This is a genomic window from Nonomuraea sediminis (assembly GCF_018531495.1).
GTDB lineage: Bacteria > Actinomycetota > Actinomycetes > Streptosporangiales > Streptosporangiaceae > Nonomuraea > Nonomuraea sediminis.
Genome location: NZ_JAHDTI010000004.1, coordinates 655,896 through 679,889, shown reverse-complemented (window position 1 = coordinate 679,889; position 23,994 = coordinate 655,896). Strand labels below are relative to the sequence as shown.

Annotated in this window: 23 protein-coding genes; 13 read left to right on the top strand and 10 right to left on the bottom strand. The window is 69.3% G+C overall.

The window, feature by feature from the left end; genetic code table 11:
* Positions 1-11: 11 nt before the first annotated feature.
* The 5 genes from KIK09_RS57925 to KIK09_RS23000 form a co-directional block, all read right to left on the bottom strand.
* Entirely contained in the window at positions 12-1,532 is a 1,521-nt protein-coding gene (locus KIK09_RS57925) for a glycoside hydrolase family 13 protein (RefSeq protein WP_250573553.1), read from the bottom strand.
* Positions 1,533-1,534: 2 nt separating this feature from the next.
* Positions 1,535-2,494, bottom strand: a complete 960-nt coding sequence (locus KIK09_RS23015; protein ID WP_214321336.1) for a carbohydrate ABC transporter permease — start codon at positions 2,492-2,494, stop codon at positions 1,535-1,537.
* Positions 2,491-3,351: a carbohydrate ABC transporter permease gene (locus KIK09_RS23010; RefSeq protein ID WP_308164242.1), complete on the bottom strand. Its 861-nt coding sequence runs from the start codon at positions 3,349-3,351 to the stop codon at positions 2,491-2,493. Before KIK09_RS23010 ends, KIK09_RS23015 begins: the two co-directional genes overlap by 4 nt.
* A gap of 37 nt (positions 3,352-3,388) precedes the next feature.
* Positions 3,389-4,723, bottom strand: a complete 1,335-nt coding sequence (locus KIK09_RS23005; RefSeq protein ID WP_214321334.1) for an ABC transporter substrate-binding protein — start codon at positions 4,721-4,723, stop codon at positions 3,389-3,391.
* A 94-nt stretch (positions 4,724-4,817) separates the two neighbouring features.
* Positions 4,818-5,930, bottom strand: coding sequence for a LacI family DNA-binding transcriptional regulator (locus tag KIK09_RS23000; protein ID WP_275956232.1), 1,113 nt, complete (start codon positions 5,928-5,930; stop codon positions 4,818-4,820).
* 108 nt (positions 5,931-6,038) lie between these two features.
* Between KIK09_RS23000 and KIK09_RS22995 the strand changes: the two genes are divergently transcribed.
* Positions 6,039-8,957: a discoidin domain-containing protein gene (locus tag KIK09_RS22995; protein WP_214321332.1), complete on the top strand. Its 2,919-nt coding sequence runs from the start codon at positions 6,039-6,041 to the stop codon at positions 8,955-8,957.
* A gap of 44 nt (positions 8,958-9,001) precedes the next feature.
* Here the strand turns inward: KIK09_RS22995 and KIK09_RS22990 are convergent, their stop codons facing one another.
* Positions 9,002-9,874, bottom strand: coding sequence for a sugar kinase (locus KIK09_RS22990; protein WP_214321331.1), 873 nt, complete (start codon positions 9,872-9,874; stop codon positions 9,002-9,004).
* A 185-nt stretch (positions 9,875-10,059) separates the two neighbouring features.
* On the opposite strand from KIK09_RS22990, the gene KIK09_RS22985 reads away from it, so the two are divergent.
* From KIK09_RS22985 to KIK09_RS22960, 6 genes are all read left to right on the top strand, one after another.
* A complete protein-coding gene (locus tag KIK09_RS22985) occupies positions 10,060-10,788 on the top strand; it encodes a glycoside hydrolase family protein (RefSeq protein ID WP_214321330.1) in 729 nt (242 codons plus the stop codon).
* 141 nt (positions 10,789-10,929) lie between these two features.
* A complete protein-coding gene (locus KIK09_RS22980) occupies positions 10,930-11,268 on the top strand; it encodes a DUF4190 domain-containing protein (protein WP_214321329.1) in 339 nt (112 codons plus the stop codon).
* Between the two features lie 73 nt (positions 11,269-11,341).
* Entirely contained in the window at positions 11,342-13,225 is a 1,884-nt protein-coding gene (acs, locus tag KIK09_RS22975) for an acetate--CoA ligase (protein ID WP_214321328.1), read from the top strand.
* A gap of 9 nt (positions 13,226-13,234) precedes the next feature.
* Positions 13,235-13,933, top strand: a complete 699-nt coding sequence (locus KIK09_RS22970; protein ID WP_214321327.1) for a maleylpyruvate isomerase family mycothiol-dependent enzyme — start codon at positions 13,235-13,237, stop codon at positions 13,931-13,933.
* Positions 13,934-13,943: 10 nt separating this feature from the next.
* Positions 13,944-14,171, top strand: coding sequence for a DUF6343 family protein (locus KIK09_RS22965; protein ID WP_214321326.1), 228 nt, complete (start codon positions 13,944-13,946; stop codon positions 14,169-14,171).
* A gap of 140 nt (positions 14,172-14,311) precedes the next feature.
* Positions 14,312-14,551 (top strand): DUF3040 domain-containing protein, encoded by a 240-nt coding sequence (locus KIK09_RS22960; protein ID WP_214321325.1) that lies wholly within the window; start codon positions 14,312-14,314, stop codon positions 14,549-14,551.
* An 8-nt stretch (positions 14,552-14,559) separates the two neighbouring features.
* Here KIK09_RS22960 and KIK09_RS22955 read toward each other — a convergent pair whose 3' ends face one another.
* Positions 14,560-14,805 carry a type B 50S ribosomal protein L31 gene (locus tag KIK09_RS22955; RefSeq protein ID WP_214321324.1) on the bottom strand — a complete coding sequence of 82 codons (246 nt, stop codon included), beginning with the start codon at positions 14,803-14,805 and terminating at the stop codon, positions 14,560-14,562.
* 76 nt (positions 14,806-14,881) lie between these two features.
* Between KIK09_RS22955 and KIK09_RS22950 the strand changes: the two genes are divergently transcribed.
* The gene (locus tag KIK09_RS22950) at positions 14,882-16,114 is read left to right on the top strand and encodes an MFS transporter (protein ID WP_308164241.1); all 1,233 of its coding nucleotides are present in this window, start codon (positions 14,882-14,884) and stop codon (positions 16,112-16,114) included.
* A 9-nt stretch (positions 16,115-16,123) separates the two neighbouring features.
* On the top strand, positions 16,124-17,941 hold the full coding sequence (recQ, locus tag KIK09_RS22945; protein ID WP_214321323.1) for a DNA helicase RecQ: 1,818 nt from the start codon (positions 16,124-16,126) through the stop codon (positions 17,939-17,941).
* 30 nt (positions 17,942-17,971) lie between these two features.
* Here the strand turns inward: recQ and KIK09_RS22940 are convergent, their stop codons facing one another.
* Both KIK09_RS22940 and KIK09_RS22935 read right to left on the bottom strand, forming a co-directional pair.
* Positions 17,972-18,442 (bottom strand): MarR family transcriptional regulator, encoded by a 471-nt coding sequence (locus KIK09_RS22940; protein WP_214321322.1) that lies wholly within the window; start codon positions 18,440-18,442, stop codon positions 17,972-17,974.
* Positions 18,443-18,447: 5 nt separating this feature from the next.
* Positions 18,448-19,269: an alpha/beta fold hydrolase gene (locus KIK09_RS22935; RefSeq protein WP_214321321.1), complete on the bottom strand. Its 822-nt coding sequence runs from the start codon at positions 19,267-19,269 to the stop codon at positions 18,448-18,450.
* A gap of 95 nt (positions 19,270-19,364) precedes the next feature.
* Here KIK09_RS22935 and KIK09_RS22930 point away from each other — a divergent pair, with 95 nt between their 5' ends.
* Complete coding sequence (locus KIK09_RS22930) at positions 19,365-19,694, top strand: cupin domain-containing protein (protein ID WP_214321320.1); 330 nt, start codon at positions 19,365-19,367, stop codon at positions 19,692-19,694.
* 14 nt (positions 19,695-19,708) lie between these two features.
* Here KIK09_RS22930 and KIK09_RS22925 read toward each other — a convergent pair whose 3' ends face one another.
* Positions 19,709-20,371, bottom strand: a complete 663-nt coding sequence (locus KIK09_RS22925) for a MarR family transcriptional regulator (RefSeq protein WP_214321319.1) — start codon at positions 20,369-20,371, stop codon at positions 19,709-19,711.
* Positions 20,372-20,532: 161 nt separating this feature from the next.
* Between KIK09_RS22925 and KIK09_RS22920 the strand changes: the two genes are divergently transcribed.
* The 3 genes from KIK09_RS22920 to KIK09_RS22910 are packed head-to-tail and all read left to right on the top strand — an operon-like array spanning position 20,533 to position 23,416.
* The gene (locus tag KIK09_RS22920; RefSeq protein WP_214321318.1) at positions 20,533-21,732 is read left to right on the top strand and encodes a cytochrome P450; all 1,200 of its coding nucleotides are present in this window, start codon (positions 20,533-20,535) and stop codon (positions 21,730-21,732) included.
* Positions 21,729-22,661, top strand: coding sequence for an ATP-binding cassette domain-containing protein (locus tag KIK09_RS22915; RefSeq protein WP_214321317.1), 933 nt, complete (start codon positions 21,729-21,731; stop codon positions 22,659-22,661). The genes KIK09_RS22920 and KIK09_RS22915 overlap by 4 nt, the downstream gene beginning before the upstream one ends.
* Positions 22,658-23,416, top strand: coding sequence for an ABC transporter permease (locus tag KIK09_RS22910; protein ID WP_214321316.1), 759 nt, complete (start codon positions 22,658-22,660; stop codon positions 23,414-23,416). The genes KIK09_RS22915 and KIK09_RS22910 overlap by 4 nt, the downstream gene beginning before the upstream one ends.
* The last annotated feature ends 578 nt before the right edge of the window (positions 23,417-23,994 follow it).

Sequence of the window (23,994 nt, the reverse complement as noted above, 5' to 3'; positions counted from 1 at the left end):
CGCTGCCTGTGTCAGGACAGCCAGGCGGCGGTGTCCGGGGGCAGCGAGCCGTCCTCCAGCGGCCCGCTGGCCAGCAGCACCTCGCCGGGCGGCAGCCGTACCGGCTCGGAGCCGAGGTTGACCACGCAGGTCAGCCCCGACTCGCGGGTGAAGGCGAGCACGTCGGGACCGCCGAGCGGCAGCCAGGTGAGCGTGCCGTCGCCGAGCAGGTCGCGGCGCAGCGCCAGCGCGGAGCGGTAGAGGTTGAGCATCGAGCCCAGGTCGGCGGCCTGCGCCTCGGCGGTCAGCTTGCGCCAGGCCTCGGGCTGCGGCAGCCAGGGCGTCGCAGTACTCATGGCTGGGCCGAAGCCGAACGGCGGCTCCTCGCCCGACCAGGGCAGCGGCACGCGGCAGCCGTCGCGGCCCGGGTTGGCGCCGCCCGACCTGGCGTACATCGGGTCCTGGCGGACGGCGTCGGGCAGGTTCTCGACCTCGGGCAGGCCGAGCTCCTCGCCCTGATAGACGTACACGCAGCCGGGCAGCGCCATCGCCAGCAGCGCGGCCGCGCGCGCCCTGCGGTAGCCGAGCTCCAGGTCCGAGGGCGTGCCGTGGAGCGCGCCGCCGTGCGCGAAGGTGGTGTCGGCCCTGCCGTAGCGGGTGACGGGCCGGGTGACGTCGTGGTTGGACAGCACCCAGGTGGGCGGCGCGCCGATCGGCGTGTGGGTGGCCAGCGTCAGGTCGATCACCCGGCGCAGCTCCGCGGGGTCCCACGGGCAGGACAGGAAGTCGAAGTTGAAGGCGGTGTGCAGCTCGTCCGGCCGCAGGTACCGGGCGAAGCGCTCCTGGTCGGGCAGCCACACCTCGCCGATCAGGATGCGCTCGCCGTAGGAGTCGGCGATCTCCCGCCAGCGGCGGTAGACGTCGTGGACCGCGTCGAGGTCCTCGTAGGAGTCCTCGCTCTTGAACAGCAGCGCGGCCGAGTCGACGCGGAAGCCGTCCACTCCCCGGTCGAACCAGAACCGCAGCACGTCCTCGAACTCGCGGTGCACCTCCGGGTTCTCCCAGTTGAAGTCCGGCTGCTCCGGGGCGAACAGGTGCAGGTACCACTGCCCGTCGGCCACCTGCGTCCACGCGGACCCGCCGAAGATCGACTTCCAGTCGTTGGGCTCGTCGCGGAACCAGAACCGCTCCCTGACCGACCTGTCGGACAACGCCTGCTTGAACCAGGCGCTCTCCGTCGAGCTGTGGTTGGGCACCACGTCGATGATCACCTTGATGTCCAGCTCGTGCGCCTCGGCGATGAACTTCTCCGCCTCGGCCAGCGTCCCGAAGACCGGCTCGATGTCCCGGTAGTCGGCCACGTCGTACCCGCCGTCGGCCATCGGCGACGGGTACCACGGGTTCAGCCAGATCGCCCCGATGCCGAGCTCCTTCAGGTACGGCAGGCGTCCCCGCAGCCCGGCCAGGTCACCGAAGCCGTCACCGTTGCCGTCGGCGAAGCTGCGCAGATAGACCTGGTAGATCGCGGTCCCCCGCCACCACGTTTGCGACATGCTCATCCCTTTATCGATCCGGCGGTGAGGCCCGCCATGATGTGCCGTTGGAAGACGAAGAAGACGATGATCGTCGGAATGCTCGCGATCACCAGGCCGCCCATGATCTGGTTCTGCGACACCGCGCCCGCGGTCTGCGACAGGCCCACGCTGATGGTCATCTTCTCGCTGTCGGACATGACCAGCAGCGGCAGCACGAAGTCGCGGAAGGCGTTGACGATCGTGAAGATGGAGACCACGCCGAGGATCGGCCGCGACACCGGCAGCACCACGGACCACAGCACCCGCAGCGCGCCCGCGCCGTCGATCTGCGCGGCCTCGATCAGCTCCCGCGGTATGGAGTCGAAGAAGCGCTTGAGCAGGAAGATGTTGAAGCCGTTGGCCGCTGCGGGGAACCACAGCCCCCACGGGTTGTTCAGCAGGTCCAGGTCCACGATCGTGACGTAGGTCGGGATCAGCACCACCATCGGCGGGATCATCAGGGTGGCCAGCATCGCGCCGAGCACGACGTTGCCCAGGGCCGGCCGCAGCTTGGACAGCGCGTAGGCGGCGGCCACGTCGACGGCCATCGAGAACAGCCAGCCGCCGACGGCGTAGCAGGCGGTGTTGCGGAGCAGCGTCCCGATGTCGAACAGGTCCCACGCCTCCAGGAAGGCGTCGAACGACAGGTGGGCGGGGAAGAGCGTGGGCGGCATCTGGGCGATCTCCTCGCCCGTCTTCATCGCCCCGGTGATCATCCAGTACAGCGGGAAGACGAAGATCAGCGTGAAGGAGACCACGACCGTGACCAGGACGGCCCAGTAGATCCGCCGCCCCCACCGGCTGTTGAGCTGGTGGGGCGAGACGATCGTGCGGAACTGGACGTCGATCGGCTTCGGCCTGCGCGGTTCTCGCCGCCGCCGCCTGGGCTCCGGCGCGGCGGGCTCCGCGGATGCGGCGAGGCCTTGCCGTACCGAAGTCATGATTTGTCCTCTCTTGTCAGGCGGAGCTGGAAGGCCGCGAAGGCAAGCAGGACGATCATCAGCATCATGCCGAGGGCTCCCCCGGCGCCGTAGTTCTGTCCGTAGACGAAGGCGTACTGGTACATCAGGTAGGCGACCGTGACCGTGGCGTTCTCCGGGCCGCCGCCGGTGAGCATGTACGGCTCGATGAAGACCTGCATCGTGGCCACGATCTGCAGCATCAGCATGAGCAGCAGGATCAGCCTGGTCTGCGGGATCGTGACGTGCCTGATCCGCTTGAGGATCCCCGCGCCGTCCAGCTCGGCCGCCTCGTAGAGCTCAGGCGGGATGTTCTGCAGCGCCGCCAGGTAGATCAGCGTCGCGCTGCCCATGTTCATCCAGGTGGAGACGATGACCAGGGAGATCAGCGCGGTCGCGGAGGAGTCCAGCCAGGCCAGGCCGGGGAGGTGGAAGAAGTCCAGTATCTGGTTGAACAGTCCGGGACCCGGATCGAAGAACCACTTGAACAGCAGCACCGCCACGATCGGCGGCAGCATGACCGGCAGGTAGACCACGAACCGCAGGTAGGCCCGGGCGTGGCGCAGCTCGTTGAGCACGAGCGCGACGACGAACGGCACGGCGTACCCGCACAGCAGCGCGAGCACCGTGAACTCCGCCGTGTTCAGCCATGCCTGCCCGAAGGCCGGGTCCTGGACGACCGCGGTGAAGTTGTCCAGCCCGACCCACTGCGGCGACCCGATCAGGTTCGTCTTCTGGAAGCTCAGAATGAACTCGCGGATCATCGGATACCAGGCGAACACCGCGAAGCAGAACAGCGCCGCGCACAGGAATCCGTAGGCCGTCAGGTTGCGTCGCACGCCGGGAAGGCGTCTCGTGCTCAACGAGGTCATGCGGTCAGCCCTTGGCGGCCAGCATCGAGTTGGCCTTGCTCTCTGCGTCGGAGAGCAGCTGGCCGACGTCGGCGTTCTGCCTGCTCAGCACGCCCGACATGGCCACGTCGAGGATCGCGTACAGCTCCTGGGCATGGACGGGCTCGGCCTTGGGCGGGACCGCGGCCGCCGCCTGCACGTACGGCTCGTAGTTCTCGACCGGCAGGGTGGCGTTGGCCTTGCGGTCGGCCTGGATGGCCTTGCCGGTGGCCGAGTCGCCGTAGACGTCGTTGTCGGGCACGCCGACCGGGTTGCCGAGCGTCTTGCCGCGGGCGAAGTCGAAGCGGCCCTTGCCGACGGTGTTGAAGCGGAAGTCGATCCACTGCAGGCCCGCCTTGGCCTCCGCGGGGGTGGCCTTGGGGTTGACCATGAAGGCTTCGCCGCCGCTGAGCGTGGCCTTGGCCTCGGGGAAGCCGGTGATGCCGTAGTCGGCGACGTTGCCCTTGAACTTGTTGACCACGTCGGTGACCACGTCGGGCGCGCCGAGCATCATGCCGACCTTGCCGCTGCCCATCGCCATCATCAGCGACTCCCAGCCGACCAGCAGCTTGCTGCCCATGCTGTTGTCCACCCAGCGCATGTCGTGCAGGTTCTGCAGCACGGCCCTGCCCTCGGGCGAGTTGAACGCGGCCTTCTTGTTGTCGGGGGTCAGGTCGCTGCCGCCGCGGCCGTAGATGGCCTGGGTGAAGTGCCAGCCGCCGGTGTTGCCGCCGGAGTACTCGCCGTAGCCCACGTAGCCGGGGCCCAGGCCGGCGATCTTCTTGGCGGCCTCGCGGATCTCGGCCCAGGTCTTGGGCGGGTTGCTGGGGTCGAGGCCCGCCTGGGTGAACAGCTTGCGGTTGTAGACCAGGCCGACGCCGTAGTGCACGTTCGGCACGCCGTACACCTTGCCGTCCTTGGTCACCAGGGCGCGGACGTCCTGGCGCAGGTCGTTCCAGTTCTTGATCTCGCCGGTGTACTGGGTGACGTCCAGGGCCTGACCTTGGCTGATGACGTCGTTGTAGTTGGTGACGGGGACCACGAAGACGGTCTCCATCTGGCCGCCCGCCAGCTTGGGGCCGAACGTCTTGGGGTCGAAGCACGGCTGCTGGTCGGTGCTCTTGACGGTCACGCCGGGGTGGGCCTTCATGAAGGTCGCCACGTCGTCGTCCCAGGCCTGGCGCTCCTTGGGCGCGGACTTGGCCGGCTGGCAGGCCACGGTGATGGTGACGTTCGCCGAGGTGGTGCTGGGTTCCTTGGTGGAGGCGCAGGCGGACAGGCATAGAGCGGCCACTAAGAGGAGCCCCGTCGATCTCTGCATGGGTCTGACCCTTCTGATGCGAGGTGCCCACACCATAGGATCGCCAACGAGATCACGCAATATTTCGACGGAGCATTGCAAGATAACGACTATGTTAAGCGCGGGCGGTCGAGGCCCTCACCACCAGCTCCGGCTCGAAGAGCAGCTCGTCGGCGGGCACCACGGCCTTGTCGATCTGGGCGACGAGCAGGTCCACGGCGGCCCTGCCCATCGCGTCGATCGGCTGGCGGACCGTGGTCAGCGGCGGCTCGGTGCAGTTCATCAGGGCGGAGTCGTCGAAGCCGATGACCGAGACGTCCGCGGGGACGCTCAGCCCCGCCCGCTTCGCGGCCCTGATCGTGCCGAGCGCGAGCAGGTCGCTGGCGCAGATGACGCCGGTCACGCCCCGCCTGACCAGGCGCGAGGCCGCCGCGTGCCCGCCTTCCAGCGAGAACATGGTGTGCTCGACCAGCTCGGGGTCGCCGTCCTTGCCGAGGAAGCACTCCAGCTTGCGCCGCGACGGCATGTGGTCCTTGGGCCCGAGCACCATGCCGATCCGCTCGTGGCCCAGGGCCTTCAGGTGGGCCAGCGCGATCTCGGCGGCGACCGAGTCGTCGCAGGAGACCTGGGGGAAGTCCAGATGGTCGACGGCCGCGTTGACCAGCACGGTCGGCAGCTTGCGCTCGTGCAGCAGCTCGTAGTGCCCGTGCGAGGCGGCGGCCTGCGCGTACAGCCCGCCGGCGAAGACCACGCCGCTGACCTGCTGCTGCAGGAGCAGGTCGACGTAGTCGGCCTCGGAGACGCCGCCCACGGTCCTGGTGCACAGCACGCTGGTGAAACCCTGCTGAGCCAGCGCACCGCCGACCACCTCGGCGAACGCGGGGAAGATCGGGTTCTGCAGCTCGGGCAGGACCAGCCCCACCAGCCGGGCCCTGTCGCCGCGCAGCTGCGTGGGGCGCTCGTAGCCGAGCACGTCGAGAGCGGTCAGCACCGCCTCGCGGGTGGCCTCCGACACCCCGGGCTTGCCGTTGAGCACGCGGCTCACGGTCGCCTCGCTCACCCCGACCTTCTTGGCCACCTCTGCGAGTCGTCGCGTCATGCGCAAACTATACGACCGGGCGCGCAAGCGCTTGCAACCGCTTACGCCGATCCGACTTGGCGGCTTGCACGGGCGGTTGACGTCTGACAGCGCTTGTTCGGCAGCCTGACCTGCAAGGAAAGCTTCCATGAGCTCGCATTGGACCGTCAGTTCTTTGCGAAATCTCGTCGGAATATTGCTGTGATCTGCTCGACAACTTATGGTTCGGCCATCCGCCTCACACGAAGGGCCTCCCCCATGAGAGCCGTCTTAGCCGCCCTTGCGTTGGTACTCGGATTACTCGCCACACCGGCCATGGCGGCCGACCCGCCCAACCTCGCGGCAGGAAAGGCCGCCTCCGCCAGCAGCTTCACCGACGTCTACCGGGCCGCCAACGTCACCGACGGGAACCAGGCCACCTACTGGGAGTCGGCCAACAACGCGCTGCCCCAGTGGGTCCAGGTGGACCTGGGCTCGGTGGCCGCCGTGGACCGGCTGGTGCTCAAGCTGCCCTCCGGGTGGCCGAGCCGTACGCAGACCCTCACGGTGCAGGGCAGCACGGACGGGTCGAGCTTCGCGACGCTCGTGGCGTCGGCGACCTACACCTTCGACCCTGCCGCGACGATCACCCTCAGCGGCAGCGCGCGCTTCCTCCGCCTGCAGATCACCGCCAACACCGGCTGGCCCGCGGGCCAGCTCTCCGAGTTCGAGGTGTACGGCACTGCCGGCTCCAACCCGGGCACGAACCTGGCGCTCGGCAAGGCGATGACCGAGTCCTCGCACAACCAGACCTACGTGGCGGCCAACGCCGACGACGGGAACGTCCAGACCTACTGGGAGGGCGGGGCCTACCCGAACACGCTGACCGTCCAGCTCGGCGGGAACGCCGACCTCACCTCGGTCGTGCTCAAGCTCAACCCCGACCCGATCTGGGCGCGGCGCACCCAGACCATCCAGGTGCTCGGACGGGAGGAGAGCGCCTCCTCCTTCACCGGCCTGGTCGCCGCCACCACCTACACCTTCGACCCGGCCTCGGGGAACACCGTGACGATCCCGGTCACCGCGCGCGTGGCCGACGTGCAGCTGCGCATCACCGCCAACTCCGGCGCGCCCGGCGGGCAGGTCGCCGAGTTCGAGGTGTACGGCAAGGCGGTCCCGCCGCCCCAGACGGCCGACATCGTGCCCGTGACCTCGTGGGCGCCGGGAAACCCGTCCCAGGGCGACACCGTGACGTTCTCGGTCGCCATCAGGAACCAGGGCACGGTCGCCACGTCGGGCGGCTCGCACGGGATCACGCTCACCCTCACCGACTCTTCCGGAAATGTCGTGAAAACGGCGACCGGGTCCGTGAGCGGCGCCCTCGCCCCGGGCGCCACGTCGGCGGCGGCCGGCCTGGGCACGTGGACCGCGGCCAACGGCAACTACACCGTCAGGACCGTGCTGGCCGACGACCCGGCAGAGCTGCCCGCCCAGCGCGTCAACAACACCGCCACCCAGCCGCTGTTCGTCGGCCGCGGCGCGCACCTGCCCTACGACATGTACGAGGCGGAGGACGCCACGATCGGCGGCGGCGCGACCCGCGTCGGCCCGAACAGGACCGTCGGCGACCTCGGCGGCGAGGCCTCGGGCCGCAGGGCGGTGACGCTCGGCACGACCGGCGCCTACGTCGAGTTCACCACCAGGGCCAGCACGAACACGCTGGTCACCAGATTCTCCGTGCCCGACGGCAACGACTCGACCTCGCTCAACATCTACGTCGACGGCACCTTCCTCAAGGCGATCAACCTGACCTCGCGCTACGCCTGGCTCTACGGCCCCGAGGCGAGCCCGAACAACTCCCCCGGCTCGGGCCCGGCCCGGCACATCTACGACGAGGCGAGCGTGCTGCTCGGCACCACGGTCCCGAAGGGCAGCAGGATCCGCCTGCAGAAGGACCCGGCCAACGGCGCCACGTACACGATCGACTTCGTCAACCTGGAGCAGGCGACGGCCGCGGCCAACCCGGATCCGTCGCGCTATGCCGTACCCGCCGGGTTCAGCCAGCAGGACGTGCAGAACGCGCTCGACAGGGCCCGGCAGGACTCGTCCCTGGTCGGCGTCTACCTGCCCACCGGCGACTACCAGCTGTCGAGCAAGCTCCAGGTGTACGGCAAGGCGGTCAGGATCGTGGGAGCCGGGCCGTGGTACACCCGCTTCTTCGCGCCGGCCGGCCAGGAGAACACCGACGTCGGGTTCCGCACGGAGTCGTCGGCGAACGGCTCCACCTACGCCGGGTTCGCCGTGTTCGGCAACTACACCTCCCGCATCGACGGGCCGGGGAAGGTCTTCGACTTCTCCAACGTGGCCAACATGGTGATCGACGACGTGTGGATCGAGCACTTCGTCTGCATGTTCTGGGGCACCAACACCGACAACACCACGATCAGGAACTCGCGGATCCGCGACACGTTCGCCGACGGCATCAACATGACCAACGGCAGCACGGGAAACCTTGTCACCAACGTCGAGGCGCGCTCCACCGGCGACGACAGCTTCGCGCTGTTCTCGGCCATCGACAACAACCCCGGCGAGCAGCACGACAACGTCTTCGAGAACCTGACCTCGCTGCTGACCTGGCGGGCCGCGGGCGTGGCCGTCTACGGCGGCTACGGCAACACCTTCCGCAACATCTACGTGGCCGACACGCTGGTCTACTCCGGGGTCACGATCAGCTCGCTGGACTTCGGGATCCCGATGAACGGCTTCGGCGCCTCCCCGCCGACCACGTTCGACGGCATCACGCTGGTCAGGGACGGCGGCCACTTCTGGGGGCAGCAGACCTTCCCCGCGATGTGGCTCTTCTCCGCCTCCAAGGTGTTCCAGGGCATCCGGGTCAACAACCTGGACATCGTCGACCCGACCTACCACGGCATCATGTTCCAGACCAACTACGTCGGCGGCCAGCCGCAGAACCCGGTCAAGGACACGGTCCTGACCAACGTGTCGATCTCGGGCGCGCAGCGCAGCGGTGACGCCTTCGACGCCAAGTCCGGCTTCGCCATCTGGGCCAACGAGCTGCCCGAGCCCGACCAGGGTCCTGCGGTCGGCTCGGCGACGTTCAACACGCTGAAGCTGGCGAACAACGCGGTGAACATCCGTAACACGACCTCGACCTTCACCCTCACCGTCAACCCGTGACGGCCGCCCGCCCGCCGGTGGCTCCCGGGCCACCGGCGGCGGGGTCAGAGGTCGGCGCGGGTGGGCAGGCCCTGCCAGTCGCTGGCGCTGGAGACGGCGGCCGCGCCGAGGAGGGCGCCGCGGTGGAGGCGCTCCTGGGGCGTCAGGCCGTCGAGGGCGGCGCTGATGTACCCGGCCACGAAGGCGTCCTGGCCGCCCGCCGTGTCGACGACGGGTACCTGGAGCGAGGGCTGGTCGTAGCGCATCCGATCGGCCCGGACGCTGGCCCCCTTCTGGCCGCGGTTGACGACCACCTCGCGCTCGGCCGTGAGCGCGGGCTTGACCAGGTCGAGCTCCTCCTGCCCGAGGAAGAGCAGGTGCGAGGCGCAGGCCAGCTCGCCGAGCACCTCCTCGGCCTCCCTGACCGAGGCCCACAGCTCCGGCCGGTAGTCCACGGCGAAGGAGATGATCACCTCGGCCGTCCTGGCCGCCGAGACGGCCGAGCGGACGGCCTCGAGCGCGTCCCTGCTGAGCGCCGCGGTGACGCCCGACACGTGCAGGATCTTGGCGGCGCCGATCCGGTCGATGGGAACGTTCCCGGGGCTGAGGCGGGATCCGGCCGATCCGTTCCGGTAGTGAGTCAACCTTTCCGGACGCCCCAGCCGCGATTCCCGCAGCAGCAACCCGGTCTGGGCGCCCTCGGTGACCCGCATGTCCGCGATGTCGACACCCTCGCCGCGCAGGATCGTGAGCACCCGCGCGCCCAGCTCGTCGCTGCCCACCTTGCCGAGGTAGGCCACCCGGTGCCTGAGCCGCGCCAGGGCCACTGCCAGCGTGAACTCCGGCCCGCAGACGTCCAGGCGGGCCTCGCACTCGTGCCGGACCCGGCCGCTGGAGACCACCCCCAGCGCCTCGCCGAGCGTGTAGACGTCGGTCATGCGCCAGACTGTAGTAGGTCACGTCATCCCAAAGCGGATTTCTCGGAAACCCCCTGGTCGACGCCGTGATCAAATATTTCTCGTAACTTTAGCCAACCTTTTCCCCATTAAGTGCCTCTAAGTAGTAGAGGGAGTCGGCCATCCCGAAGCCGACTCCAGTCACGGGGAGAGGAATCAGCACCCTCATGAGAAAAATCGCTGTAGGAATCATCTCTGCCCTGGTGGGCGGGGCCATGCTGGTATCTGGTGGTGGCGCTGCCTCCGCTCAGGCCAAGAAGGCCTCGATCATCGAGATCAGGGACATCTCACCCAACCCGGTCGTGGTCGGGGGCGATGACGAGACGACGGCCTACTTCAAGGTCGACGCCAGCCCGGACGTCCAGAAGGTCACGCTCAGCGTGGTGCCCGAGGGCGCGCGCACCCTGCGTGCCAAGGATGTCCAGCAGTTGGACAGCTGGCGCTTCTCCGTCCCCTTCAACGCCAACGACCCGGCCGGTAAGTGGAAGGCCACGGCTGCGGCGTTCGACAAGGACGGCAAGCAGGTCGCCAGTGACTCGGCGTACTTCTCCGTCGAGGTCAAGCAGGGCAAGGCCGACACCCGCATCGTGCGGTTCAGCGCCGACCCCGACCGCGTCCGCAAGGGTCGCACCATCGAGTTCTCCGGCCGTCTGCAGGTCAACGACGACGGCTGGGAGGGCGCCCGCGGCGAGAAGGTCAACATCTACTACCAGGCCAACGGCTCGAGCGGCTGGAAGTGGGTCGCCTCCAGCAAGACCCGCTGGGGCGGCAAGTTCAACGCCGAGACCCGCGCCTGGAGGAGCGGCCAGTTCAAGGCCGTGTTCGATGGTTCCGACGAGCTCAGCGGTTCCGAGAGCCGCACGGAGTACGTCAAGGTCTACCGCCACTGGTGGTAAGCCGATAGGCACGTAGGAGAGCCCGGTCCCCACCCTCGGGGCCGGGCTCTCCGGCTGTCCTCTTTGGGATATTTTCGTGCAATTGCAGCTTAATCGTCCCGTTATCTGTAGGATTCTCCGGATGACCCGAAGGGGGCGAAGATGACGACGACCGTGCGGGACGCGCCGAGCAGGAACACTCCGGCCAGGCTGGCCGTGGGTTTCGCGGGATTCGGCGTGGCCGCCCTCGGCTGCTTCTTCACCGGCATCGCCTGGATGAACCCGCCGGTCTTCGTCGCTCTCGCCGTCCTGAGCGCCATCGCCGGGATCGTCACCGGGCACGTCGCGCGATACCGCGCCAAGCGGCTCGGCGCCGACGGCAGGGGCATGGCGCTCGGCGCGATCCTGCTCGGCTGGCTCGTGATCGTCGTCTGCGTGCTGGCCACGCTGGCGCTGGTGTGGCTGCTCAGCGGCACCGCGATCTCCATCGACGGCCGGTAGACCGGCCGTCCATCGGCCGTCAATCTCTCCCGCCCAGGGTGGATGCAGCGAAATTTCCAACCTTGGGGGGACCATGCTCGCCAACCTGCTGCAGGAGGAGCGCCGCTTCGCCCCGGCGCCCGACTTCGCCGCGAACGCCAACGTCAAGCAGGACGCCTACGCCAGGGCCGAGGCCGATCCCGAGGGGTTCTGGGCCGAGCAGGCCGCCCGCCTGCACTGGGACACCCCGTGGAACGCCGTCCTGGACTGGAGCGGCGCCCCGGTGGCCCGCTGGTTCGACGGCGGCCGCCTCAACGCCGCGGTGAACTGCGTCGACCGGCACGTCGCGGCGGGCCACGGCGACCGGGTGGCGATCCACTGGGTCGGCGAGCCCGGCGACAGCCGTACCATCACCTATCGCGACCTGCGGGACCAGGTGAGCAGGGCGGCCAACGCGCTCGTCGAGCTGGGCGTCGGCAAGGGCGACAGGGTCGCGATCTACCTGCCGATGATCCCCGAGGCGGTGATCGCGATGCTGGCCTGCGCCAGGATCGGCGCGCCGCACACGGTGGTGTTCGGCGGGTTCTCCGCCGAGGCGCTGGCGGGCCGGATCCAGGACGCGGGCGCGCGGGTGGTGATCACCGCCGACGGCGGCTACCGCAAGGGCGCGGCGCACGCGCTCAAGCCGGCCGTGGACGCGGCCGTCGCGGGCCTGCCCGAGGTGCGGCACGTGCTGGTGGTACGGCGTACCGGGCAGGAGACCGCCTGGACCGAGCGCGACCTGTGGTGGCACGAGGTGGTGGACGCCCAGAGCGCCGAGCACGAGCCCGAGGCGTTCGACGCCGAGCATCCCCTGTTCATCCTGTACACCAGCGGCACGACGGGGAAGCCGAAGGGGATCCTGCACACGACCGGCGGCTACCTGACGCAGACGGCCTACACCCACCACGCCGTGTTCGACCTGAAGGACGGCGACGTGTTCTGGTGCACGGCCGACGTCGGCTGGGTGACGGGCCACTCCTACCTCGTCTACGGCCCGCTGGCCAACGGCGCCACCCAGGTCATGTACGAAGGCACGCCCGACTCGCCGCACCAGGGTCGCTGGTGGGAGATCATCGAGAAGTACGGCGTGACCATCCTGTACGCGGCCCCGACCGCGATCCGGATGTTCATGAAGTGGGGTGACGACATCCCGAAAAAGTATGACCTGTCGAGCTTGCGGCTCCTGGGCTCCGTGGGCGAGCCGATCAACCCCGAGGCCTGGATGTGGTACCGCGGCACGATCGGCGGCGACCGCTGCCCCATCGTGGACACCTGGTGGCAGACCGAGACGGGCGCCATCATGGTCAGCCCGCTGCCCGGCGTCACCGCGACCAAGCCAGGTTCGGCCACCCGCCCGCTGCCCGGCGTCGCCGCCGACGTGACCGAGTCCGGCTACCTGGTGCTGACCAGGCCGTGGCCGTCCATGGCCCGCGGCATCTGGGGCGACATGGAGCGCTTCCACGAGACCTACTGGTCGCGCTTCCCCGGGCGGTACTTCGCCGGCGACGGCGCCCGCCGCGACGAGGACGGCTACCTGTGGCTGCTCGGCCGGGTGGACGACGTGATGCTGGTGTCCGGGCACAACATCTCCACCACCGAGGTCGAGTCGGCGCTGGTCTCGCATCCTGCGGTGGCCGAGGCGGCCGTCGTGGGCGCCGCGGACCCGGTCACCGGGCAGGCCATCGTGGCCTTCGTCATCCCGCGCGGCGATGCCGTACCCGAGGAGCAGGAACTGCGCGCGCACGTGGCGCGGGCGCTGGGCGCGATCGCCAGGCCCAGGCAGGTGCTGGTCGTGCCCGAACTGCCCAAGACGCGCTCGGGGAAGATCATGCGGCGCCTGCTGAAGGACGTGGCGGAGGACCGGGCGCTCGGGGACGTGACCACGCTGACCGATTCGACGGTGATGGACCTCATTAGCAAAGGCCTGCGTGGGTAGCCCCACAGTATGGACGACCTGCTGAGACAGTTCGACCCGTTCGACATCTTCGATGCCGAGGCGGCTCGACTGGATGCCTTCTTCTCGTCCCTGGACGAGGAGGGCTGGAACCGGCCCTCGCGGTGCGCCGGATGGTCGGTGCGCGACGTGCTCGGCCACCTGGCCGGCGAGGAGCTGTACAACCAGGCCTGCCTGGACGGCGACGTCCAGCAGGTGATGGAACGCGTGGCCCGCGACGAGGGCATCACCGGGTTCAACGACTTCAACGAGTGGACGGTACGGCAGCGCCGCGACGTCCCCGTGGACCAGGTGCTCGAGGAGTGGCGCACGAAGAACGCCGATACGCGGGCCAGGATGCGCGAGCGCGGCGGGGACGGAACGCTCGACACCATGGCCGGGCCGTACCCGGTGGGTCTGCAGACCTTCCACTACGACTCCGAGTACGCCACCCACGCCGACGACGTGGGCGCGCCGGTGAGCGAGGAGGAGGCCGACGCCCGCCTCGCGTGGCGGGTGGCCGTGGGCCGCTTCGCGCTGCGGGAGTCCGACAGCAAGGCGCAGGTGGAGGACCTGGCGGACTCGCTGTGGGTGGACGCCGACGGGGTGGAGGCGGAACTGTCCTACCCGGAGTTCGTGGCGGCCACCGTGGGCCGTCCCAAGCCGGGGCTCGACCCGCACATCGCCTCCGCGCTGAGGTGCCTGGCCTGAGGGGCCGATCGTGTGGCTACGTCACCGTGAGGGCACGGAGCCGCTGAGCGCGCGCAGCCCGGTGCGCGCCCGGCGGATCCTGTCCGTGATCGCGCTGGTCGCCGCCGTGGCCGCCGTCGTGTTCTGCGTCAAGCGGCTGGCGGTGACAGGGCAGGCGGTGTGGGTCTGGGAGGCGGCGATCGCCGGGGCGGTGGCCGTGATCGCGGCGATCGATCTTGTCGTCCTCAGGCGGCGTTGACCTGATTGCCTTGCGTGGCAGGGCATGCGGCCGTTAGCCCTTTGAAGGCGGCCTTTACCAGGGGTACCGTGAAAAGGGCATGCCCGGGGTTACCGATGGGTACATGCTCCACACCGGCGTGGAAGCGATGGTGAGCAGATATGAGTCTCTCTGGGAAGGAGCGCCGCACACTCGCGGACATCGAGCATGGCTTGGCGATGGAGGACCCCGATTTCGCCAGGCGGATCGCGGCGATCAACATGATCGAGTCCGGTGGTGAGCCGGCCCTGAAAGCCAGCGGGGAGCGCCTGCTGACGTGGGCCCGCCATCGGATGTGGGTTATCGGCCTGGCCGTGGTTATCGCGATCGCCTTGCTGGTGCTCGCCATCGCCACGGCCTGACCGGCCGATCACTTCCTGCCGTAGCGCTGGTTGAAGCGCTCGACGCGGCCCTCGGTGTCGAGGACGCGTCCGCGGCCGGTGTAGAAGGGGTGGCTCTCGGAGGAGACGTCCACGTCCACGACGGGGTACGTCCTGCCGTCGGTCCACACGATCGTCTTGTCGCTCGTCCTCGTGGAACGCGTGAGGAACGCGAAGTCCGCGCTGGGGTCGCGGAAGACCACGGGCCGGTACTCGGGGTGCAGGTTCTTCTTCATGGCCCCTGCAACCATTCGGAAACGGTTTTCATTCCCGCACGTTTCATAGTGATGATTATCACCGTATTTCCGGCGGGTGAACGGGAACGGTCTCTACGTGATCGTCAAATCCCCAGCCCCGGTGATCGGCGCCCTGGCGATCACCCAGACCGCCGGATACGGCGTGCTCTACTACGCCTTCTCCGTCTTCATCACCCCGATGGCCCACGACCTGCACGCCGGTCTCGCCCAGCTGACCGGCGCGGCCACGCTGTCGGTGCTGGTGTCCGCGCTGGTCGCGCCGCCGATCGGGCGCTGGCTCGACCGGCACGGCGGGCGCGGGCTGATGACGCTCGGCTCGGTGCTGGGCGCGGCCACGGTCCTGGTCTGGTCGCAGGTGCAGTCGGTGGCCCAGCTCTACCTGGTGTGCGTCGCGCTGGGCGTCTCGTCGGGGATGGTGCTCTACGAGGCCGCCTTCGCGGTGATCGTCGCCTGGTTCGACGCGGCGCGGCGGGCTCGCGCGCTGCTCTCCGTCACGGTCGTGGCGGGTTTCGCCTCGAGCATCTTCCTGCCGCTGACCGGCTTCCTGGTCGACCGGTACGGCTGGCGCCAGGCGCTGGTCGTGCTGGCCGCCGGGTACGCGGTGATCGCGGTGCCCTTGCACGGGTTGCTGCTGCGCGGGCACGGGGCGGCCCGCCGTACCGTCGCTCCTGAGATCGTCGGGACGGCGCTGCGCGAGCGGCCGTTCTGGCTGCTGGCGGTGGCGTTCCTGACGCAGACCGGCGCGGTCGGCGTGATCGCGATGCTGGTCGTGACGTACCTGATCGCGCTCGGGCACTCGCCGATCTTCGCCGCCGGCGTGGCGGGGCTGCTCGGCGTGCTGTCGGTGACCGGGCGGGTGGTGACCACGGGGCTGCAGGGGCGCTGGCCGGTCGCGCTGATCACCGCGGGCGTGTTCGTCCTGCAGGGGGTGGCCGCGCTGCTGCTCCCCCTGGTCGGCCGCAGCCCGCTCGGGGCGATCGCCTCGGTCGTGCTGTTCGGGCTGGGCTTCGGCGTCGGCACGATCGCCCGTCCGGCGCTGCTCGTCGAGCGGTACGGCACGGCCGCCTACGCCACCCTCAGCGGGGCCGCCGCCCTGCCCATCACCGCGGCACGGGCGCTCGCACCGCTGGCCGCGGCGGCGTTCGCACAGGTGGCGGGGTATCCGGCGGTCATGGTCGCGGTGGCGGCGGCGTGCGGGCTCGGCGCGCTCTCGCTGGTCTTCTACTGGGCTTCCCCGATCGTGATCGCCGTGGGCGAACACCACGACCCGCGCGAGCCGACCACGTAAGGTAGCCGCATGGATACCCCCATCGAGGTCCTCCGCCGGGTCTTCGGCTACGACTCCTTCCGCCCCGGCCAGCAGGAGATCATCGACCACGTGGTCGACGGGGGTGACGCGCTGGTCCTGATGCCCACCGGCGGCGGCAAGTCGCTGTGCTACCAGATCCCCGCGCTGGTGCGGCCGGGGGTGGGCGTGGTGATCTCGCCGCTGATCGCGCTCATGCAGGACCAGGTCGACGCGCTGCGCGCGCTCGGCGTCCGCGCGGGGTTCCTCAACTCCACCCAGGGCTTCGACGAGCGGCAGCTCGTGGAGGCGGAGTTCCTGGCCGGCGAGCTCGACCTGCTCTATCTCGCGCCCGAGCGGCTGCGGGTCGACGCGACGGTGCGGCTGCTCGAGAAGGGCGACATCGCGCTGTTCGCCATCGACGAGGCGCACTGCGTGTCCCAGTGGGGCCACGACTTCCGCCCCGACTACCTGATGCTGTCCGACCTGCACGAGCGCTGGCCCTCGGTGCCGCGGATCGCGCTGACGGCCACCGCCACGCCCGACACGCACAAGGAGATCGCCTCGCGGCTGCGGCTCGAGCAGGCCCATCACTTCGTGGCCAGCTTCGACCGGCCCAACATCCAGTACCGGATCACGTCCAAGGCCGATCCCAAGCGGCAGCTGCTCGACTTCCTGCGCACCGAGCACGACGGCGACGCGGGCATCGTCTACTGCCTGTCGCGCTCCTCGGTGGAGAAGATCGCCGAGTTCCTCGCCGACAACGGCATCCCCGCAGTGCCGTACCACGCGGGCCTCGACGCCGCGACCCGGGCCGCCCACCAGGCGCGCTTCCTGCGGGAGGACGGGCTGGTCGTGGTCGCCACGATCGCCTTCGGCATGGGCATCGACAAGCCCGACGTGCGCTTCGTGGCCCACCTCGACCTGCCCAAGTCCGTCGAGGGCTACTACCAGGAGACCGGGCGGGGCGGGCGCGACGGGCAGGCGGCCACCGCCTGGATGGCCTACGGGCTGCAGGACGTGGTCCAGCAGCGCAAGCTGATCAGCGAGGGCGACGAGGCGCACCGGCGGCGGCAGGCGCTCCATCTCGACGCCATGCTCGCCCTCTGCGAGACGGTCGGCTGTCGGCGCGTGATGCTGCTCGACTACTTCGGGCAGGACCACTCCGAGCCGTGCGGCAACTGCGACACCTGCCTGTCACCGCCCGAGACCTGGGACGGCACGGTCGCCGCCCAGAAGGTGCTGTCGGCCGTCTACCGGCTGTGGAGCGAGCGGCACCAGCGCTTCGGGGTCGGACATCTCGTCGACATCCTGCTGGGCAAGCAGACGCCCAAGGTGCAGCAGCACGGCCACGACACGCTCACCGTGTTCGGCGTGGGCACCGACCTCGGGCAGCCGGAGTGGCACGCGGTCATCCGCCAGCTCCTCGCCCAGGGGCTGCTCTCCGTCGAGCCCGCCCACAGCACCCTCGTCCTCACCGACCTCAGCTCCGGCGTCCTACGCGGCCAGCGCCAGGTCCCCATGCGCCGGGACCTTACCCGGCCCGCGTCCCGTACCAAACTCGCCCGCGGTTCCAGCCGCCCCTCCACGGACACCACCCTCACGCCGGAGGCGACCGACACCTTCGAACGCCTCCGCACCTGGCGCGCCACCACCGCCAAGGAACAGGGCGTCCCCGCCTACGTCATCTTCCACGACTCCACCCTCCGCGAGATCGCCACCCAATCCCCCACGACCCTTGACGCCCTCGCGACCATCAACGGCATAGGCCAAAACAAACTCACCAAATACGGCCCCCAAGTCCTAACCGTCCTCACCAACCCCACCTAGCCCTCTTACGGCACCTATGGGCGTTCTGGGCTAGGGCTCGGGGTGGGGAGTGGTGGCGGTTTGGGCGGCGGTGTGGGTGCGGGTGAGGAAGTCGGCTACGAGGTGGAGTTCCGCTTCCGTGTAGGTGTCGCAGATCTCGTCCAGGGAGGTGTTCATGGGGGCGTAGAGGCGGTAGACCTCGGCGTTGCGGTCTCGGCGGGCGCGGAGGGTGACGGCGCGGCGGTCCGGGGCGTCCGGGTCGCGTTCGCGGGTGATCCAGCCGCCGCGCTGCAGGCGGTCGAGGATGCCCGTGAGGGTGGCGGGATGGAGGCCGGCGCGGCGCGCGAGCGCGGTGGGGCTGAGCGGGCCGTACTGGTTGATGAGTTCGAGGCACTCGAAGTCGGCCGGCCTGAGATCCACCTGCGCGCCGACCTGCTGGTTGAGCAGCGTGAGCTGCGAGCTCAGCTCTCGCAGCGAGTCCTTGATCTGCGCGGTCAGCCGCCGCTTGGCTCCCGATCCCATGAGTTTCATATAGTACGGCCGGCCGAGGAAAGGCACTCGACGAGCCGGGCGGCGTAGGCGCGGGGATGCGTGAGGTTGCCGTTGTGCCCGCCGGGGAACTCCGCGATGTCCGTGCCCACGATGCGGGCCAGTTCCTGCGCGCACCGGTAGTCGAAGACCTCGCGAGGGGTGGTACGGCCGGCCGCGGGGATGATCCGGGTGCCGCCCAGCAAGGCGAGATCCAGCGTGTCCTCGATGACGGCGGTGAAGTCGTGGGCGAGGAAGAAGTCGAAGTTGGCCCCGCGCGCCGGCGTCATCGGCTGCGGCGTGAGGCCGGGCTCCTTGTCCTGGCTCGCCGGGTCGATGCCGAGGACCCGGGCGACCTCCTTGACGGCGGCCGTCCAGCCGTCGCGGCGGTGGATGGTCTGCAGTTCCGCCAGCTCGCGCCGGTGGTGGTCTGCCTCGTCGGCGGGGAGCAGCCACGGCGCGACGGGCTCGTGGGCGACGAGCGTGTGGATCTGCTCGGGGTGCGCCACGCTGAGGTGCAGGCCGATGACCGCGCCGAGGCTGCAGCCCAGCATCGCCACCGGCTCGTCGGTCACGGCGGCCAGCAGGCGGTGCACGTCGTCGGCGTGGTCGCGCATGGTCACGCCGCCCTCGGGGTCGTCCATGACGCTGCGGGAAAGCCCGCGCCGGTCATAGGTGATCACCGTGTACCGATCGACGAGCTGGTCGACCAGGTCGACGCTCCGGTCGGCGTCGCCCTCGCCGCTCTGCGAGATCAGCAGCATCGGGCCGGTGCCGCGCACGTCGTAGTGGAGGGTCGCGCCGGGGACACGCAGGTTCATGGGGATTTCCTTTCCTCTGTATGCCTCAGAGTCTAATCCATCAAGACTGATACATCAAATTTGATGGATATCCGGCCATGGAATGATCGAGAACCATGGAGCTCATCGACGGCGGACGGTTCGTGCCCGCGGCGGACGGATCCGCCGACTTCGCGGAGCACCTGAGCGTGCCCGCACTCAGCTTCGGGACGTACTCCATCCCGGCAGGCGCGGTGGACGGGCAGTCTCCGCACAACGAGGACGAGATCTACGTCGTGACCGGCGGACGCGGCTCCTTCACCTCAGGCGGCGAGACGATCGACGTCGGTCCGGGCACCATGATCTTCGTCCCGGCCCGCGAGTCGCACCGTTTCCACGACGTCACCGAGGACCTGACGGTGCTGGTGTTCTTCGCTCCCGCCTACTCCGGCATTCCTCAGCCCTAGGCTCGGCCGGCTGATCACGACAGGAGGTCGCGCCAGCGGTCGGCCGACTCCAGCGTGTCCAGGCTGATCCGCTCCAGGAACGCCCCACCCTTGGCCAGCCGGCGCCCGACGGGCGTGTCGCGCCCGTACGTCTCCGCCGCCGCCTTCGCGGCCTCCGCCGCCTCGAGCGTCTGGCGTGCGCTGGTCATCATCGAGTGATACCAGGCGTTGTCGTCGACCACGTAGATGTCGCGACGCCGCTGCGAATCGCGCTCGCGCCTGATCAGCCCCTGCTGGGTCAGGTAGCCCACGGCCATGGAGACCGAGGCCGGGCTCACCTTCAGCCTGCGGGCCAACTCGGCCGCGGTGAGCCTGCCCTCCTCGCTCAGCCACAGGCTGATGAGCACGCGCGCCATCATCTTCGGCAGCCCCATCCCGACCACCATCTCGATGACCCCGTCTTCCAGCTCGTCCGCCGCGCGGTCCGGAGGCCCGGCCGCGGGAATCGGCGTGCCGCGCCGCGCCCGCCGCTCCGTCGCCCGTTGCGCTCGCTCGGGCCGGTAGCCGGCGGGGCCGCCGTTGCGGGCGATCTCCCGGCTGATCGTCGAGGTCGGCCGGTCGAGCCGCCTGGCGATCTCGGCATAGGAAAGCCCTTCGGTGAGCCCGGTCGCGATGCGGTGGCGGTCCCGCTGGGTCAACCTTCCTCCTGGCATGACGCCATTATTGCGTTCGCCGCCTTCCATTGCAACGTTGCGTTGCATTCTGGCGCAGCGTCATTGCATCAATTCTTCTGCTTCCACCTGCGACGACTCATTCTGTTGATTGACCGGCATTTTGAACGCAACGTAGCTTTCAATACATGTCGAACACGTACTATCTTGAAGAGTCGTCCTTCGAGCGTGCACCCGCCTGCCCCTTCGACCCCGCCCCCGAGATCACCGCCCTGCGCGCCGAGCAGCCGATCGCCCGCCTGGCCGTGCCCGACGGCGCCCCCGGCGTCTGGCTGGTAACCGGCTACGGGCTGGTCCGCCAGGTCCTCGCCGACCCGCGCTTCAGCTCCCGCTACGAAACCCAGTACCACCCGGTGCTGGGCGGGCACCTGCCGCCCGCGCCCGCCGGCGACCTGACCGGCATGGACGCGCCCCAGCACACCCGCTTGCGCAAGCTGCTGGCGGGCAAGTTCACCGTCCGCAGGATGAACCTGCTCACCGAGCGGGTCACCGAGATCACCCGTGAGCGGCTCGACGCGATGGAACGCCAAGGGCCGCCGGCCGACCTCGTCGAGGTCTTCGCCCAGCCCGTCCCCGCCCTGATGATCTGCGAGCTGCTCGGCGTGCCGTACGAGGACCGCGAGCGGTTCCAGACCCAGACGCGGAGCATCGCGGACGCCGGAGAGCCCGAGGCGCAGTACGCCGCCTTCATCGAGCTCGGCGAGTACCTGCGGGACCTGGGACTCGCCAAGCGGGCCGAGCCGACCGACGACCTGCTCAGCGACCTGGCCACGGGCGGCGACCTGACCGACGAGGAGCTCGGCGGCGTGGCAGCCTTCCTGCTCGGCGCCGGTCTCGACACCACCGCCAACATGCTCGCGCTCGGCACCTTCGCCCTGCTGCGCAACCCGGCGCAGCTCGCCGCCCTGCGCAACGACCCCGGCCTGGCCGCCGGCGCCGTGGAGGAGCTGCTGCGCTACCTGTCCATCGCCGCCGTCGGCCTGCGCGGCGTGCTGGAGGACGTCGAGCTCGCCGGCAGGCGGCTCAAGGCCGGCGACACGGTCATCATCGCGGTCAACGCCGCCAACAGGGACCCGGCCAAGTTCTCCGACCCCGACCTGCTCGACGTGCGCCGCTCGGCCGCCGGGCACCTGGCTTTCGGCCACGGCGTCCACCAGTGCCTCGGCCAGCAGCTGGCCCGCGTCGAGATGCGTGCCGCCTTCCCGGCGCTGCTCACCCGCTTCCCGACGTTGCGGCTCGCCGTACCGGCAGAAGAGGTGCCGCTGCGCACCGACCCCTCGCTGATCTACGGCGTGCACAGCCTGCCCGTCACCTGGGACCGCCGATGAACGGCTCCGCCATCTCGGTAACGGGACTGCGCAAGTCGTACGGCTCGCACCGCGTCCTGGACGGCATCGACCTCACCATCCCGCAGGGCACGATCTTCTCCCTGCTCGGCCCCAACGGCGCGGGCAAGACCACGACCGTGCAGATCCTGTCCACCCTGATCAAGGCCGACGCGGGCAAGATCTGGGTGGCCGGGCACGAGCCGGCCAGAGAGCCCGACAAGGTGCGCGCCGCGATCGGGGTCACCGGGCAGTTCTCCGCCGTCGACCACCTGCTGACCGGCGAGGAGAACCTACGGCTCATGGCCGACCTGCTCCACCTCGACCGCGCCACGGGCCGCAGGCGTACCCGCGAACTGCTGGAGCGCTTCGACCTCACCGACGCCGCACGCAAGCCGGCGGCCGCCTACTCGGGCGGCATGCGCCGGCGGCTCGACCTCGCCATGACCATGGTCGGCACGCCCAGGCTGATCTTCCTCGACGAGCCGACCACCGGCCTGGACCCGCGCAGCCGCCGTACCATGTGGCAGATCGTCAGGGACCTGGTCGAGCAGGACGGCGTGACCGTGTTCCTGACCACGCAGTACCTGGAGGAGGCCGACGAGCTCGCCGACCGCATCGCCCTGCTCAGCCAGGGCGGGCTGGTGGCCGAAGGCACCCCGGAGGAGCTCAAGCGGCTGGTCCCCGGCGGCCACATCGTCGTGCGCTTCGCCGATGCCGACGGCTACCGCAGGGCGGCGCCCCACGTCGGCGCCACCTCGCGCAACGACGCGGCACTCACCGTCCAGATCCCGGACTCCGGCGGCGTCAAGACGCTGAAGGGGCTCCTGGAGTGGCTGGACACCCAGGCCATCGACGTCGCCGAGCTGTCGGTGCACACCCCCGACCTGGACGACGTCTTCCTCGCCCTGACCAAGGAGCCCTCCCGATGAGAGCGATCGCTGATTCGGCGACGATGCTGCGCCGCCAGGTCAAACACATCTGGCGCTACCCTTCGCTGATCATCACGTTCACCGCCGTCCCCGTGGTGTTCCTGCTGCTGTTCGTCTACGTCTTCGGCGGCACCATGGGCGCGGGCATCGGCGGCGACCGCGCCGCCTACGTCGGCTACCTCACCCCCGGCATCATGATCACGACGATCGCCGGCGCCGCGCAGGGGACCGCGATCTCGGTGGCCACCGACATGACCGAGGGCATCATCGCCAGGTTCAAGACCATGGCCATCGCCCGCGTCTCGGTGCTCACCGGGCACGTGCTCGGGGCGATGGTGCAGACGTTCATCGCGATCGCGGTGGTGACCGTGGTCGCCCTGCTGATCGGCTTCCGGCCGTCCGCCTCGGCGCTGGAATGGCTCGGCGTGGCCGGCGTGCTGGCCATGTTCACCTTCGCCATCACCTGGCTGTCGGTCGCGCTCGCCATGGTCACCAAGAGCGTCGCCACGGCCAGCAACCTGCCGATGCCGCTGTTGGTGCTGCCGTTCCTCGGCAGCGGCTTCGTCCCGACCGAGTCGATGCCGACCGGGTTACGGTGGTTCGCCGAACACCAGCCGTTCACCCCCGTCATCGATACCCTGCGCGCGCTGCTGTCCGGCCGCCCTGCCGGCGCCGGCTTCGTGGAGGCGGCCGTCTGGAGCGCGGTCATCGCCCTGTCCGGATACCTGTGGGCCCGCAGGCTCTACAACCGATGAGCCCCGTCACGGGACGGGTCCTGCCGAATTCACCCCAACGGTCAAGCGCGCTGCAATCTGGAGCACTTTTAAGAGAATCGATTATTTCGGCACGGGGTCGGCGGCTATTGCAATCATGGTGACCGCATATCTCACCCTCATTACCCTCGAAGCCGAACGAGGCCGGTGGAGGGATCCGAACAGCATCATCGTGGGCTATCCGCTGTGACGGCGAGCCACGACAGGCCGCCTTAGCCGCACTTGGCCCTATCGTGCCGAACGGCGCCGCCGGAACTGGCCTTACCCCACCTGCTTCCGCGACACGACCGAGATTCGCGCTGTCAACTCACACGTATGTCGCAAATTCCCACTATTGAGGCTTTTCTGGCCAACTTACCACCGCTGCAGTCTGACATGAGCTCAACGCGACTGCGGCTCACGATTTACCAAAGGATGAGGCGTGTTGCCCTATCTAGGGGATAGCCGCCCCGATAGATTCTGCCTGCACAGGAGACAGGATTGTGCCTTAGAGGCGAATATCCGCCTCTTCGCCTGTCGGCCAGTAAAGGCCGTGCCGTTCTCCGGGAAACTGGGAGCAG

Bases quoted from the DNA above. Each gene is read 5' to 3' on its own strand.
- KIK09_RS22935 (WP_214321321.1), bottom strand. From the start codon at position 19,269: ATGAACCTGCGTGTCCCCGGCGCGACCCTCCACTACGACGTGCGCGGC.
- KIK09_RS23015 (WP_214321336.1), bottom strand. From the start codon at position 2,494: ATGACTTCGGTACGGCAAGGCCTCGCCGCATCCGCGGAGCCCGCCGCG.
- KIK09_RS22960 (WP_214321325.1), top strand. From the start codon at position 14,312: ATGAGTCTCTCTGGGAAGGAGCGCCGCACACTCGCGGACATCGAGCAT.
- KIK09_RS22970 (WP_214321327.1), top strand. From the start codon at position 13,235: ATGGACGACCTGCTGAGACAGTTCGACCCGTTCGACATCTTCGATGCC.
- acs (WP_214321328.1), top strand. From the start codon at position 11,342: ATGCTCGCCAACCTGCTGCAGGAGGAGCGCCGCTTCGCCCCGGCGCCC.
- KIK09_RS22915 (WP_214321317.1), top strand. From the start codon at position 21,729: ATGAACGGCTCCGCCATCTCGGTAACGGGACTGCGCAAGTCGTACGGC.
- recQ (WP_214321323.1), top strand. From the start codon at position 16,124: ATGGATACCCCCATCGAGGTCCTCCGCCGGGTCTTCGGCTACGACTCC.
- KIK09_RS22980 (WP_214321329.1), top strand. From the start codon at position 10,930: ATGACGACGACCGTGCGGGACGCGCCGAGCAGGAACACTCCGGCCAGG.
- KIK09_RS22995 (WP_214321332.1), top strand. From the start codon at position 6,039: ATGAGAGCCGTCTTAGCCGCCCTTGCGTTGGTACTCGGATTACTCGCC.
- KIK09_RS23005 (WP_214321334.1), bottom strand. From the start codon at position 4,723: ATGCAGAGATCGACGGGGCTCCTCTTAGTGGCCGCTCTATGCCTGTCC.
- KIK09_RS22920 (WP_214321318.1), top strand. From the start codon at position 20,533: ATGTCGAACACGTACTATCTTGAAGAGTCGTCCTTCGAGCGTGCACCC.
- KIK09_RS22985 (WP_214321330.1), top strand. From the start codon at position 10,060: ATGAGAAAAATCGCTGTAGGAATCATCTCTGCCCTGGTGGGCGGGGCC.
- KIK09_RS57925 (WP_250573553.1), bottom strand. From the start codon at position 1,532: ATGTCGCAAACGTGGTGGCGGGGGACCGCGATCTACCAGGTCTATCTG.
- KIK09_RS22990 (WP_214321331.1), bottom strand. From the start codon at position 9,874: ATGACCGACGTCTACACGCTCGGCGAGGCGCTGGGGGTGGTCTCCAGC.
- KIK09_RS22955 (WP_214321324.1), bottom strand. From the start codon at position 14,805: ATGAAGAAGAACCTGCACCCCGAGTACCGGCCCGTGGTCTTCCGCGAC.
- KIK09_RS22910 (WP_214321316.1), top strand. From the start codon at position 22,658: ATGAGAGCGATCGCTGATTCGGCGACGATGCTGCGCCGCCAGGTCAAA.
- KIK09_RS22940 (WP_214321322.1), bottom strand. From the start codon at position 18,442: ATGGGATCGGGAGCCAAGCGGCGGCTGACCGCGCAGATCAAGGACTCG.
- KIK09_RS23000 (WP_275956232.1), bottom strand. From the start codon at position 5,930: ATGGAAGCTTTCCTTGCAGGTCAGGCTGCCGAACAAGCGCTGTCAGAC.
- KIK09_RS22930 (WP_214321320.1), top strand. From the start codon at position 19,365: ATGGAGCTCATCGACGGCGGACGGTTCGTGCCCGCGGCGGACGGATCC.